Source organism: Flagellimonas ochracea (assembly GCF_009903685.1).
GTDB lineage: Bacteria > Bacteroidota > Bacteroidia > Flavobacteriales > Flavobacteriaceae > Flagellimonas > Flagellimonas ochracea.
Genome location: NZ_JAAABI010000003.1, coordinates 181,365 through 195,684, shown reverse-complemented (window position 1 = coordinate 195,684; position 14,320 = coordinate 181,365). Strand labels below are relative to the sequence as shown.

The 14,320-nt window shown below is 41.5% G+C and carries 11 protein-coding genes; 3 read left to right on the top strand and 8 right to left on the bottom strand.

Annotation, left to right across the window (positions count from 1 at the left end; all coding sequences use genetic code 11):
* The first annotated feature begins 71 nt into the window (after positions 1–71).
* The 3 genes from GTQ34_RS10875 to GTQ34_RS10865 are packed head-to-tail and all read left to right on the top strand — an operon-like array spanning position 72 to position 3,102.
* On the top strand, positions 72–1,157 hold the full coding sequence (locus GTQ34_RS10875; protein ID WP_166523835.1) for an efflux RND transporter periplasmic adaptor subunit: 1,086 nt from the start codon (positions 72–74) through the stop codon (positions 1,155–1,157).
* On the top strand, positions 1,154–2,416 hold the full coding sequence (locus GTQ34_RS10870) for an ABC transporter permease (protein WP_166523834.1): 1,263 nt from the start codon (positions 1,154–1,156) through the stop codon (positions 2,414–2,416). Before GTQ34_RS10875 ends, GTQ34_RS10870 begins: the two co-directional genes overlap by 4 nt.
* Before the next feature lie 8 nt (positions 2,417–2,424).
* Positions 2,425–3,102 (top strand): ABC transporter ATP-binding protein, encoded by a 678-nt coding sequence (locus GTQ34_RS10865; protein WP_166523833.1) that lies wholly within the window; start codon positions 2,425–2,427, stop codon positions 3,100–3,102.
* A gap of 1 nt (position 3,103) precedes the next feature.
* Here GTQ34_RS10865 and GTQ34_RS10860 read toward each other — a convergent pair whose 3' ends face one another.
* The 8 genes from GTQ34_RS10860 to GTQ34_RS10825 all read right to left on the bottom strand — a co-directional run bounded on the left by GTQ34_RS10860 (position 3,104) and on the right by GTQ34_RS10825 (position 14,302).
* Positions 3,104–3,955 (bottom strand): universal stress protein, encoded by an 852-nt coding sequence (locus GTQ34_RS10860; RefSeq protein ID WP_166523832.1) that lies wholly within the window; start codon positions 3,953–3,955, stop codon positions 3,104–3,106.
* 107 nt (positions 3,956–4,062) lie between these two features.
* Positions 4,063–4,353, bottom strand: a complete 291-nt coding sequence (locus tag GTQ34_RS10855) for a chaperone modulator CbpM (RefSeq protein ID WP_166523831.1) — start codon at positions 4,351–4,353, stop codon at positions 4,063–4,065.
* Between the two features lie 8 nt (positions 4,354–4,361).
* Positions 4,362–5,261, bottom strand: a complete 900-nt coding sequence (locus GTQ34_RS10850; RefSeq protein ID WP_166523830.1) for a DnaJ C-terminal domain-containing protein — start codon at positions 5,259–5,261, stop codon at positions 4,362–4,364.
* Positions 5,262–5,450: 189 nt separating this feature from the next.
* Positions 5,451–6,359, bottom strand: a complete 909-nt coding sequence (locus GTQ34_RS10845; RefSeq protein ID WP_166523829.1) for a glycoside hydrolase family 17 protein — start codon at positions 6,357–6,359, stop codon at positions 5,451–5,453.
* Positions 6,360–6,395: 36 nt separating this feature from the next.
* Positions 6,396–7,961, bottom strand: coding sequence for an MFS transporter (locus GTQ34_RS10840; protein ID WP_166523828.1), 1,566 nt, complete (start codon positions 7,959–7,961; stop codon positions 6,396–6,398).
* Positions 7,958–9,490: a glycoside hydrolase family 30 protein gene (locus tag GTQ34_RS10835; protein WP_166523827.1), complete on the bottom strand. Its 1,533-nt coding sequence runs from the start codon at positions 9,488–9,490 to the stop codon at positions 7,958–7,960. Before GTQ34_RS10835 ends, GTQ34_RS10840 begins: the two co-directional genes overlap by 4 nt.
* A 10-nt stretch (positions 9,491–9,500) precedes the next feature.
* Positions 9,501–10,793, bottom strand: coding sequence for a glycosyl hydrolase family 17 protein (locus tag GTQ34_RS10830; protein WP_417936278.1), 1,293 nt, complete (start codon positions 10,791–10,793; stop codon positions 9,501–9,503).
* Positions 10,794–10,831: 38 nt separating this feature from the next.
* Entirely contained in the window at positions 10,832–14,302 is a 3,471-nt protein-coding gene (locus tag GTQ34_RS10825; protein ID WP_166523825.1) for a hypothetical protein, read from the bottom strand.
* Positions 14,303–14,320: the final 18 nt, after the last annotated feature.

Here is a 14,320-nt window from a genome sequence, read left to right as displayed (position 1 = left end):
TGCATACTGACCAAACTCATGTTTTAAGCCATTTTTTTATTAGTAATTTGAAGTGCATTCAAAAACCAAAAATGAAGTACTCACCTTTTTATTTGTCACTGCTATTATTGTTGGTTTGCTGTAACACCAAAAAGGAAAAGATTTATCCAGAAACCATGCCCTTAACAGAATCTGTGTACGCTTCGGCAACCGTTCAACCAGATAGCCTATACCAAGTGTATTCGGTGGTCACAGGTATATTGGATGAGGTTTGGGTGGAAGAAGGCGATGTGGTCGCCAAAGGAGACCGAATTCTTCAAATCACAAATACCTCTCCAGAACTTAGTATGAAAAATGCTGAACTGGCTCTAACGTTAGCCAAAGAGAATTATACCGGAAGTGCCGCAATTCTTAAAGGACTTGAAGATGAAATCCAATCCGCGGAACTTACATTGAAAAATGATTCCATCAATTTTTTCCGACAAAAAAACCTTTGGAATCAAAACATTGGTTCCAAAGTGGAGTTCGACAATCGAAAATTGGCCTACGAGCTTTCCCAAAACAAATTGAATTTGCTAAAGCGGAACTATCTGCGCACAAAGAATGAACTGCAAACCCAACTGAAGCAGGCCGAAAACAACTATAAAACCTCAATGACCTTAAACAAGGATTTCACCCTGACCAGTAAAATCAATGGAAAAGTGTATGCCATTTACAAAGATCCCGGTGAAATCATCAACTCCATGGAACCGGTAGCGGCTATAGGTAGAAGTGACACTTTTGTAATCGAGCTGTTGGTTGACGAAGTGGATATCGTAAAACTAAAAATTGGTCAAAAAGTGCTCGTCACTTTAGATGCTTACAATTCCCAAGTATTTGAGGCGAAGCTCAATAAAATTTACCCAAGAAAAGACGAACGTTCCCAGACCTTTAAGGTGGAAGCCCTTTTTAACGATGCACCTTCCACGTTGTATCCAGGTCTATCTGGAGAGGGCAATATAATCATTGCGCAAAAAGAAGAAACGTTGACCATACCCAAGGAATATCTTATTGGAGAATCTAGTGTACTTACTGAAGATGGAGAGATTCCGGTAACGATAGGTCTCCAAAATTTGGATCGCGTGGAAGTACTTGAAGGTATTGATAAGAATACAGCTTTACTTAAACCTGAGGAATGATCAATTGGAGCGTCATATTGGGTATTGCCAAAACACACTTGATTACCAAGATGAAATCGACGGTAACCGCGACCTTGGGCGTTACTTTTGGTATCGGCGCCTATATTACCCTAGTGAGCTTTATGACCGGACTCAATACCTTGTTGGACGATTTAATATTGAACCAAACCCCACATATACATCTTTACAACGAAATAAGACCTTCTGAAAAACAGCCTGTTGCCATTTTCAGTGATTTTAAAAATGGGCTCAACATTGTGCATTCCATAAAGCCCAAACAAAGCCAAAAGAAAATTCACAATGCCCTCCCAATTCTGCACCATCTAAAAACACATCCCAATGTAAAGGGGGCCACACCACAGATTAGGGCTCAGATTTTTTATCTATCGGGCTCTATTGAACTTGGAGGTAATTTGGTGGGGGTGGACATTATGGAAGAGGTTAGGCTTTCGAATATCCAAGATAATATTGTGGATGGTTCTCCGGTTGATCTGAAAAACAACGACAATGGGATTCTTTTAGGCGCAGGCCTGGCCGAAAAGATGTCCCTATCTGCTGGTGACAGGGTACAGATCAGCACTGTTGCTGGCAATGTATTCCCTTTAAAGATCGTGGGCATTTACCAAAGTGGGATTGCGGATATTGACAACATCCAAAGCTTTGCCAACCTGAATACGGTGCAACGAATACTTGGTGAAGCTGAAAACTACATCACCGACATAAACATTAAGTTGTTGAACATATTGGAAGCTCCCAACATGGCCCGGCAGTTGGAAAAGCAGTTCAGTGCCAAGGCCATGGACATTAACGAGGCAAACGCGCAATTTGAAACCGGTTCCAATATCAGAAACATGATCACCTATGCCGTATCTGTTACCCTGCTCATAGTAGCCGGATTTGGCATCTACAATATTCTCAACATGTTGATCTATGAAAAAATGAAGGATATCGCCATTTTAAAGGCCACTGGATTCTCGGGTCTTGATGTTCAGTTAATCTTTATGAGCCAGGCAATAATCATTGGCTTTATTGGAGGCATATTGGGTTTGTTGATTGGTTTTATCCTGTCGCATATCATAGATCAGGCACCATTTGAAACGGAAGCCTTGCCCACCATCACCACATATCCCGTAAACCACAATATGGCCTATTATTTCATTGGAATTACCTTTGCTCTGATATCCACGACGGTAGCGGGTTACTTGCCATCGAAAAGAGCTAAAAAGATAGATCCGGTTAGAATAATAAGGGGAACGTAACAGCGATTATGAGTTTTGTCCTAGAAGCTAAAAACATTAACAAACACTTTCACAAACCGAAGGACTTTCATGTGCTTAAAAATATCTCCTTTTCGGTTAAAAGAGGAGAATTTGCTTCAATTATGGGCAAATCAGGATGTGGAAAATCGACATTGCTGTATATCCTTTCCACCATGGATACCGATTATACAGGGGAGTTGTACCTCAACGACGAATTGGTTACCGGAAAAACCCATCAGGAACTTTCACAAATCCGTAATAAGAACATCGGTTTTGTTTTTCAATTTCATTATTTGCTATCCGAGTTCAGCGTGCTGGAAAATGTTATGCTCCCAGCCAAAAAACTGGCCGAAAAGACAGAGGCGGAAATTGTTAGGGATGCCCAAGAAAAACTGGATATGTTGCATATAGGTCATTTGTCTCAGCAAAGGGCATCTAGAATTTCCGGAGGAGAAAAACAACGGGTGGCCATTGCCCGTGCACTGATCAATAACCCTACTATTTTGATGGGTGATGAACCCACTGGAAATTTGGACAGCCATAACTCTGAAAACGTTTTTCAGATTTTTAAACGATTGAAAGAAGAACAGGGACTTTCCTTATTGGTAGTTACCCATGATGAAGATTTTGCCAAACGAACGGACCGCATCATCCAAATGGAAGACGGCACCATATTGGACGAATAAACTATAGAAACAGATTTTTATTGAAGGTCAATAAGGGGACATTTCCTTTGGAAATCATTTGCATTACCTTATCCCCTTGGATAAGTGAAGTGAAAAAACCTTCTTTTTCTCGCTCCAACATGACCAAAACATCTGCCTTGGTATCGTTTACTTGTTTTAAAAGCGTGCCGAACACATCCTCCGAATGGGTCATTTCAAAAGTAATTCCATCATAAGTAACCTTTTGGCCAAGCATTTCTTGAAACCATTGCATTTGGTCTTCACCGGCATACTCATTTTTTGTGCCCACATGAAACACATGTAACGATGAACCAAAGGGTACCGCCAAACTGTTGACCAGCCAATCAATGGATCTTATGTCCGCTTCTTCAAAATCTGTAGCATATAAAATATTTTCCATTTCATATTTTTCCCAGCTGGAAGGTACGGCCAAAACAGGACAGGGACTTGTATCTACCATTCCCTTGGTGTTGCTTCCCATAAACACCTCCTTAAGCATACTTTTACCTTTAAGTCCCATCACCAACATACCAGCACTGTTTTCTTTAATAGCCGCATGTATTCCTTCTTTCACAATGGCATGTTCTTTAACCTCAAATCGAAGATTCTTTTCGTCTTGCGCAAGATTCAAATGCGTATTGCAAAACTCTTTCAAGGCTTTTCCATGTCTTGCAAAAGCTTCCTTTTCTTTTTTGGCATGGGTGAGGCTCAACGGATTCGCAATGGTCAAATTCATATCGAAAACATGAAGAACCATCAGTTTTACGTCAAGTTTTTGACTAAAGGCATACGCCATTTTTAAGGCGGAAACGGAGTTTTGGGAAAAATCGGTGGCATATATAATGGAATCCATAATTTATTTTTTGATTTTGATGAAACTAGAACATTTATCAAGAAGCAGAAATGATATTTGTCAACAAAAAGACAGATTTTATTTAACCTCAATTTATGAAATCAACCTTATTCAAACCTGTTTAGTCTACGTTTTAAAGCAGCTACTTCTTGCTGAAGATTTTCAACTTTTTCCAACAACCTATATACCGCTTGTATCCCTTCTGGATTAATGTCCAATTCTTTGTTGAGTCGTACCATTTTTTCTAAAATGGGCAGCTCCTCAATGGGAAAAACTGCCTCCGAACTTTTGGATTCAATGGTAACAAGTTCAAATTCGTGCATGGTATGTATAAAGGATTCTTCCACCGCATGATGTTTGCAGAATGTTTTGATGGATATGTAGTTTTCTGGGTTCATGATTAGATCTAATCTAAATTGGTCTTCTTTAAATCTTCAAAAAGTTTCTCCTGTTCTTTTGTAAGTTTGGCAGGTATCGCAATTTCATAGGTCAAAAATAAATCGCCAAACTGCCCTTCTTTCTTATATTTCGGAAATCCCTTGCCCTTAAGCTTGACCTGTGATCCGTTCTGTGTTCCCGATTTCACTTTCAACTTTACTTTTCCAGATAAGGTTTCCACCAGAATCTCTCCCCCCAAAACTGCGGTTGTAAGAGGAATCTTCACAGTTTTATACAGATTACTACCCTCGCGTTTAAAAGAGGTATTGTTTGCGATTGAAAAGGTAATGTATAAATCGCCAGAAGGACCACCTTGGACGCCTGGACCTCCATGGCCTTTTATTTTAATGGTCTGTCCATCTTCAATTCCGGCAGGGATGGTTATGCGAATATTCTTATTATTGACGGTGAGCGTTTGTTTCTTTGTAGTATACACATCCATAAGGGAGAGTTGTACCTGTGCATGGTAATCCTGTCCCCTAAACCGTACCTGCTGTCCTTGGGAGCCAAAACCAGCAGCCCCTCCGAACATTGCCTCGAAAAAATCCGAAAAATCCCTGTCATCGTCGGCGCCGGAATACGTATAGCCAGTAAATCCACCCGTTCGACCTCTGGATTTTTTGGCTTTCTCAAACTCTTCGGCATGTTGCCAGTCCTTTCCATATTCGTCGTACTTCTTTCTTTTTTCCGGATCGGACAATACCTCATTGGCCTCATTGACCTGTTTAAATTTCTGTTCAGCCTCCGTGTCATTAGGATTAAGATCGGGATGGTATTTGCGTGCAAGTTTTCGGTATTGTTTTTTAATTTCGTCGGCAGATGCCCCCTTACCAACACCCAAAACCTTGTAGTAATCAATAAATTCCATAGACGATCAGTCTCTTTTCTAAAATATTGAAAAAATCCATCAATACTGAATCACAAATCAAACAACCCCATTTAAAAGTATGGTGGAGTCCAAGATTTCATGGCAATGTATGTGCTGATGAAAATGATTCCTATGACCAAAATCATTTCAAACAAGGAAAAGCATTGAAAATGTTGGTTTTTAATGCATTTAGAATTTTAGCTTCTCATCCTTATCCCAAAGCCCCCAATACGCACCAACATCTCCTTCAGCACCCACTTTCCAAGACTCATCAAAAGAAGAGAAATAGAACACTTCGACGTTGTTCTTGGCGGCCCAAACCTGCGTATTAATGAAATACCTCATGGCATTTTCCTCCGAGGAAACCGCTCCTTTTAGGGTTTCTCCTTGGCTGGGCCATCCTGTTTCGGTGATGATTACCTTTTTTCCTTGTCCTGCATCCGTGGCCTGACCGAACATTTGTTGCATGTGGTTCAAAGAATATTCAATGGGACATCCTTCCCAAAATGGATAACAATTAGATAGGATTACATCGCAAACCTCGGTAATTCTGGGTCGATGTGAAAACTCGTAGTAGGCATCCACATAGCCCACAGGTATGTCGGGGATGGCCTCTTTGACTCGATGAATGTATTCCAATAACTGGTCCTCTGTCAAATCCCCTCGATACATGACCTCGTTGCCGACAGCAGCTATATCCACATATCCATTCTTGGCTAGATCAATCAAGCCCTCTATTTCTTTTTCATTGAGTTCCATGTCATGGCCTAACCAAGCACCCACCAAAGTTTTTATTCCAAATTCCTTGGCCACCGTAGGCACATGCTCGTTGCCCTCAATACAGGAAAAGGACCGAACCCATTCCGTATAAGGCTTAATGATTTGCATTCTCCGTCTTACCTGTTCTTTGGTGATGACATCACCTGGACTTTGTCCGTCTTCATAAATACTGAAGCAGAGGCCATGCATACCACTTTGAATGGTTTCCAACCAAAGTTGTCGTAATTCATCGGGCGATATTTTACTGAAATCAACCCCGGCATATTCTGTGTATCCCGCTTTCGATAATGAAAATTGATGGTCTTTTCTATAAGACATGTGTATATCTATTTGATTTTTTTTGTTCTATTAATTCTAGAGCTCTCCTCTGCGTGCTACCAGTTGCTCCTTGATCTCTTTCGCTCGTGCTTCTGACAGACTATACTTCCACATTACCCAAATGGCCAAAGCGGCGGTCAATGATGGGATAATTATATCTGCAATCCTCAGTCTGTTCATGGTATCCAATGTTTGTTCTGTAACATTAGGGTCAAAACCTACAATTTTCAAAATCAAGCCTCCTAAAACAAGTGCAATTGCCTGTCCTAATTTGACCATCCACCAATATATAGCACCAAAAGTACCTTCTTTTCTAGGCATTCCATTTTCCAGTTCGTCCAAATCACAGACATCGGCCGTCATGGACATCATCAAGGTGAACAATCCTCCCATTCCAAATGCAAACAAGGGAATTGGTAAGAAGATCAGCCATGGTATATCGCTGCCTGGATCTATGGAGAACCAAGACATTCCCACATTATCCAATATAGGGTTCAAATATTCGAAAAGAGATCCTACGGCGGAGTTCAAGCCCTTTCCAAAACCGGTTTCGTTAAACTTAGCGTTCAATTCCTTGTCGAAGCCCCACCATTTTAACAAATACCCTACGACGGACAAGGCCGTAGAAATAATGAAGGCCTTTTTCTTTCCCCATCTATCCGACATTCTTGAGATGATCGGTATCACCAAAAACGCCGTTATCATGGCATTTATAGTATTGAACCAAGCTGGCCAGGTACCTGCCATTTCATAACTCCCGTTATACATGTAGAAAACGATAATGAATACACCGAATGCCGCCACAAGTTGGAATCCATTAAAGACCAAGAACGTAGCTCCACAAAGTTTCATAAAAGGCTTGTTTTTGGAGACTTGCACAATACCGGCGAACAAGTCTTTCATGTTGGACAAGAGTGTTTTGAAAGTGATTTCCTTGCGATTTTCCATGTGTGCAGAATCAATACCCTTACAAAAGAAGGCGGGCAGAATTCCAAAAACCACACACATGGCCCCAACAATCAGTGCCATGGTACGAACACCCTCTGTTTGGGTATTAAAAGTATTTGAGTCTGGAATAATAACATAAAGCCATGGCACAATCATCCAAGCAATCTGGCCCATGCTGTTTGCAAAGCTCATCAATCTTGTTCTTTCATTGTAATCAGAAGTCATTTCGTAACCGAGACCAACCAACGGGGTGGCAAACATGGTATTCCCCACAAGAAATAGAATTTGAATGACCATCACATGCCAAATGATATAGGATTGTGAAGCGTTATCATCCAATTGCCACATTAAAAAGAACAGTATTCCACTTATTATGGCTCCCAAGAAGATATAGGGCCTTCTTCGTCCAAATCTGGATTTTGTATTATCAGAAATGAAACCCATTATCGGGTCGGTAACGGCATCGAATATTCGGGGCAATCCACCCAAAAGTCCTGCCCAAAGTGGGTCAACTCCCCAAGCGGTCAGTAAAAAAAACTGAATGAAAACTCCCAGTGTTCCTGGTAAAATATTCAGAATGAAGTGGCCCGCTCCAAAGGCGGCCTTTTGTCCTACTGGGACTTTGTCTTTCGGAAGCATTTTTACTTGACTCATAGTTGTTTATTTTGTTGGTTATTTTTGGTGCCTTGGATGTCCGGTTCCACCATTACGGTTTGTATCGCCTGCCCATTAATAGGAACAGTAGTTGTGTTTTCAGCTATTTGGAAGTTAACCTGCTTTGATGTAGAGCCCTCATTAAAAACAACAATGGCAATGGAACCATCAGGATTCTTGGCAGCTGTTACCATCAAAGAATCGTCAGAGGGTTTGACCCCTATTCGTACAGCTCCAGGTCTTATAAATTTACTGAAATGTTTAAGTGCATGATATAGTGGGGTGAAGTACACTTCATCTTTCTCTGGATCAACAATCACGGGTGCAACACACCAGTTTTTGAACCAGTTTGGCCCTCCTTGTTTATCCAAGACCATATTCCAGTCCACCCAACCATCGACCCAATTGTTCAGGCATCCAATGATGTCACGAGCATATCTATTTACGGGGGCATATTTTGGGTGTAAGTGCTTTTCGCTTTCCGGTGCCCAATCCCAACCCCAGTCTGTTGCCTCTTTTTGCCAGTACCATGAATCGTTCTGCCATTGCGGAATTTCAGCATCCACACAGGCCTCGGATTGAATCAAATGTTTATCGGGTGCTTTTTGATGGGCATATTGCAACGCTTCGGGGAAAACTTCATAGGTACTGGCATACCAATGTATGGCCGTTCCTGAAAAATACTTTGATGTTTCTTCATTTTCGAACATGGTATCCACCCATTCGTTAAGGTGTTCCCGGTTTTGATCATAGCCCAATATTTTAACGTTGCCCTTCCCAAGATTTTCTAAGGTAGGTCCTAGATGATTTTGCACAAACTGGGTCATTTCCTCAGGAGTATAATGCATGCTCTCCCAATTGTTTCCATTGCCCAGGGGTTCATTTTCAACAGTTAATCCCCAGATGTCTATGCCCTCCGCCTTATAAGCATCAATGTATTTAGAAAAGAACAAGGCCCAAGTATCGTAGTATTCTGGCAATAGTTTGCCCCCTACCCAATCTTTGTTGTCCTTCATCCAGGGTGGTGCTGTCCAAGGAGAAGAAATAATTTTAAAACCGTCCTTGGAAATGGCCATCGCCTCCTTAATCATGGGTATGATGTCCTCTTTGTCCTCCTCAATAGAAAAATGTTCCAAATTCACATCTCCTTCTATAGGTGCATAGGAATAGTTGCTCAAAGCAAAGTCACAAGAATTGATGTGTGTTCGTGTCAAGGAATATCGAGCTCCTTCTTCACCAAAATAAGCTTCCAAAACTCTTTGCCTATTGGCTGCACCCAATTGGTTCAATAAGTGGGCCGAAGCCTCTGTAAATGACCCTCCAAATCCGGTTATGGTCTGAAATTTTTCCTCGGGTACTATGATAATTTGCGTATCATATTCATCGGAGGCGGATGGGTTTACTTTCTCAAAAGTGTTGCCATTGGACGCGGTTTCGTATACCTCCACTTCCAATTGTGGTTTTTCTTGAACACAGCTTGTCATCATTAGTATTGCAATTAGCCCTAGACAATGTAAACGTCTTTTCATTGTTTCTTGCTTACGGGGTTTCAATTCTTTCACCAGTGGGTGGAACAAGAACATCAGCCATCAATGCTTCCATATCACCACTATATGTCTTGGTAATTGGGTTACCATTTCTTGTCATTCCATCGAACGTTCCTTTGTCCACCATTTCCCATAAAGCATATTTGGCTTTGCCATCCACCGTGAAGAGTCCGAAGTGGTTCTCTGATCCTTTTGGGTTGTGTGAATCTTTCCATGGTTCGTTAAAAGCTTCAAAGTAAAAGCATGAAATACCGGCATTAGTGGTCCATTCCCTCATAAGATCATGGTACAGGGCCTGTTTGTACTCATCAGTGGCCTTGGAACCATTCGGCCCATAAAATCCATTGGAAACGCTGGCCCAACCTGTTTCACCGATATGAATTGGCTTTTTAGCCCCCAAACTTTTCATGTAATTGGAAACACTATCGTATTGTTTTTGGGCAAATAGCAACGCCCGCTGCATGGCTTCATCCACCTTTTCCTTATCTGAAAGTTCACCTTCCTGATCAGGTTGTATCCAAAATTCCGGATTGTAATGGGTGTTGTGGTAGGGGTAGGTGTGTATAGAAATATAATCGACCGCTTTCACCAGAGCCTCTAAATCGGGGACATGATACTCCGCGTCACCTCCACCCCATGAAGCGAAATCGTCGGAGCTGGTGATCCAAAGCTCCTTGGGCAGTTTACCTTCGGCCTTGAGGTTTTGTAAATGATTGACCCATTTTAGAATTACATTGGGCTGTACATAGTAGCTGGTGGCCCATTTTACCATGGCCTCGTTGCCAACGGCCACTACCTTTACAATATCTGAATATTGATTGGCCAACGCCACCGCACGCCCAATCTCGGCCGCATTGGCCTCACTTTCCACGTTGTGATCTGGTTCCTGGCCGGTCCATGCATTTTTGCAATCTATCCAGGCACCCAACATCACAAACATTTGAAAATTGGGATCCTCCTTTTTGAGTTCCCGAATAGCTTTTAGCACATTGGATGCATGTGGAAATTGCACATTGTAGGTGCGAATGAAGCCAATGCCCATTGCGGAAAGGATTTTCATATCCTCCTTCAACTCAGCTATGGTGGGTTGTACTTCCCTGGTTTTTTGTCGATATCCTCCGTAAGAAATGGCCATATATTCTGGATTCCCCAGAATATCCTTAGCGGTAATATTCAGCTCTTGATTCACTGTATTGATTTTGTCTTCTGGTTTGTTTTGGTTTTTACATGCAAAGCACAAAAAAACCACCAAAAAAATACTGATTGTTTTCATTTGTCCTCTCATGTATTCAAACCATTTGTATTTGATGGAATATATTATAGCTACTTCAATCGTTTTTCATCTACCCATACCTTAATGCCTTCTATTTCGCCTATTCTGCCAAACAACATGCTGCTATGGGTTGCATCCAAGTCCAGCCCATCAAGATCCTTTTGGGAGCCATCTTTAAAAGACACTTCTACATGTTCTTTTTTAGACAAACGATATTGAATAGGAACCTGACAATAGGTAAAGCCCAACGAACCTTTTTCGAGCATTATTTTTTTGAATTCCCCATCCACATTCACATAATTGAATTCTGAGGATTGCTCCAAGAACTCATCCTTTCGGAGCATACAGGGATTGAAAAAGAGCTTTCCTTCGGAAACGAAAACCCCCAGTTCACCAAACCGACTTAAAATATCTTCTTTTACTTGACCGGTCATCCCTGGTTGTTGTGCACCCTTGCCTGCCGGGGTATGCGAATAGGGGTCTGTTGGGAAAGCCCCATAAAGTTTCGGTGGCTTATGCACGCCTATTCCTTCATTTATTTCATAAAAATGCTCTAAAAGTTTCCCGATGACCACTTCGTTTTCACCATTTATAATTGCCGACAAACAGGTTTCCTGTACACTCAAAAGTAATTTGGAGACCATATGCCAATAAATAGATCCTAAACCTTCATACCCATAGAAAGTTCCCGATCTTCCGGTAAAGGATTTGTGGTCGAAAATCTCTTCAAAAGTGTTCAATAACAACTTTCTGTCGTTTCTTGCCAATTCGCCATATTCTTCATCCGGCAGCTGCGACAATGCTTCTTTAAGACTATCGGCATTATTAAAAGAGCCATTGAAATGATATGTGTTGTCAATGCTTTTTTCAACTATTGAGGTGTTTCCTTCTTTTACAAGCTTTTGAAGCAGTTCGGATTGCTGGACCTTTTTGGGAGGAATGGAATTTTTTTCACAAAAACGCGGGAGTGCTTTATTTGGATACAATAAATAACTGTATTGATCCTCCCTAAACAATGCGCTGGATTTAAGCGCATCAAGTACCTCCAACGATTTTTCACCGTTGAGATAGCCAGAACTTAAAACGGCAACCTGCCCCTCTAACATTTCGGATAAGTAGGAGATGGACACCTCCGTATCACTTTCAACCGTCATTATGTTATAAGCATGGTACAGTTTATCCTTGCGCTGATTGGCATCTATACTGTGTTCCAAATATTTCAAGGTTACATCAATAAATTGTTGTAGGTCCTTTTTAGCTATTCTTTGCGACTCGTTTTTAAATCCTTCGGCATAAATTGTATTTCGGAATTCACTTCCTGCCATGCCCAAAGCATCCATAATGAATCTTCTATCGGCATCGGAAATTTTTCCGGAAAGCTTTCCTTGGTTTTCAATCAGGGCTTGTAATACCGCATTGAAAAAGGTTGCCATTTCTTCTGAAACGGTAAACTCTTCCTGTTCCATACTTTCGGTCAACTCTTGGAAAAAACTCAGGAAACGTCTCAAATAATACAAAGTGACCATCGAAACACCATTGCCTACCAGGGCATTGTTGGCATCGTTCCACTCTGGTCGCTGCGTGTTCATCCAAATACCGCCTTCTGGGATGAAATTTGACATTTTCGAAAGAACGGTCGCCAATATTTTCTCCAATAGGGTCACATGATATATGGAAGCATTTCCGGTGGTGAGAAATGCTGCATCCGCTCCGATCTTTTCCCTTTGTTTGTTGATTTTATGGTCCAAATCTGAATCAAAAAGAATAGTATCCTTCGGGTCTTCTAGAATTTCCTCGTAACTCTTTATTTTATAGGGTACATTGGCATACACAAATATTTTTTCAAAGAAGGATTTACCCAGTTCATTGGGATAATGGCTTTCCATCAACTCCAATAGTTTTAGGAGATAAATAATCTGATGGTCTCCCCAATAACCTATGTAAGACCAAGGGTCATCCGGTTCAATAACCTCCCAATCAAATCCATCCTTGGTAACACGATAGGGATTGTAGCCGTCAAATGTGGAGGCATTCAAGAACTTGTAGATCATGCTTTCCAAGAATGCGGGATAGGAAAGGGCCAAGGCCTCCCAGTTCTGGAAAATATCCCTCCAATTGCCCTCATAATCGAGCACCTTGCTCCCATCATCTGCACGGGTGTTGATAGAAAACCTGTTCCAAGGCCTACTGGGGTCGCCATGGCGTCTGCTAAATTTAAGGGGCAAGTATTCCAAGGCCAATCGTCTAAAATCGGGGTTATCATCATCATCGACCTTCTTGCGTAAAAATTCCAAAGAAAAATGGGAAGGAAGCCCATTGAGCAATACCCTTTTTTCCTGGAAAAGCGGCTTATTTGCTTTTTTGATATATAATGTGAAATCTCTTTTTTCAAGCTGATAGCCATCGTCGAAGATACCCCCCCTCATTATGTTGAACAAGGTATTGGAAAAGTGTCTGGCATCCCTCATGCTATCGGAAGTGCACTGAATGGCATCAGACGCCGCGGCCAATTGCAACAACTGTTTGGAGCCTTCGTCAATATCAGCCTCGACTTTCTCGAATAAATTAGTAGTGCTCTTGATGGTGTGGCTAATCTTACTGACATCTGCCCTGGATTTGTTCAAATCGGCAATGATCATCCAATTTTTTTCGGCTTTGGGTTCCAAACTCACTTCTGTATGGATAAAATAGGCTCCCTTCTCTGCTTTGACATCAGTTTCTTGTGCAATCTTGTTTCCACGCCTAAAAGTGTCCAATTGTAGGGATGAAACCAGATATTTTACGTCATCCAATCCGGTGGACCACACCGTAGTGGCCTTTAGCGCCTCACTGGGTTCAGCCCTGTCCACAATGATGGCACTCAATGCAAAGATTCCCAGCCCTATTTCAGCCTCCAATTGGTTTCTTTTGTAAGCATCCACCAAATTGCTTCTATCGTTCTGTGTGGAAGAGGGAACACCATAAGGCAAAATATTTTGAATTCCGTCCAGCAGAGCACATTTCACCGTTTGGTCACCATGGTTTATCAAATTGGATTTCTTCACAAAACCATAGGTCTCACTAAAATTCCAATGGTACCTGAACGTAAGCCCCAAATCCTTGTTTACTTCTTCAAAAACAATTTTATTGCCGTGATTGCTCTTATACAGATTCCTTTGGATAGTATAGACCCCTGCACAGGAATTTGAAAAAGGTTCCCACAAATAGGTTTTTGATCCAACTTGGGCATGGATTATCGTTTTGTTTCCAGTTATGTTGGCGGATTCTGTTACCTTATCATCCGTGTAATAGGGAAAAAGGGCAGACTCGGGATTTTTCCTTCCAGCGGTAAGCCCTCCATTGCTTGAAATGAACATCCAATGGTCGGAATGGCTCACAATACTCATAAAGAAAGGGCGCATGCCATCGTAGTTGGAAATCTTATAGTAGTTTTCGTTTTCGAATACTACGGATTCGCCTACAACTTCTTTGGCCCCATGATTCATTTTGGTACTTGCTAAATAGATATCTGTTTGGCTCATATACCAATATATTCCTTT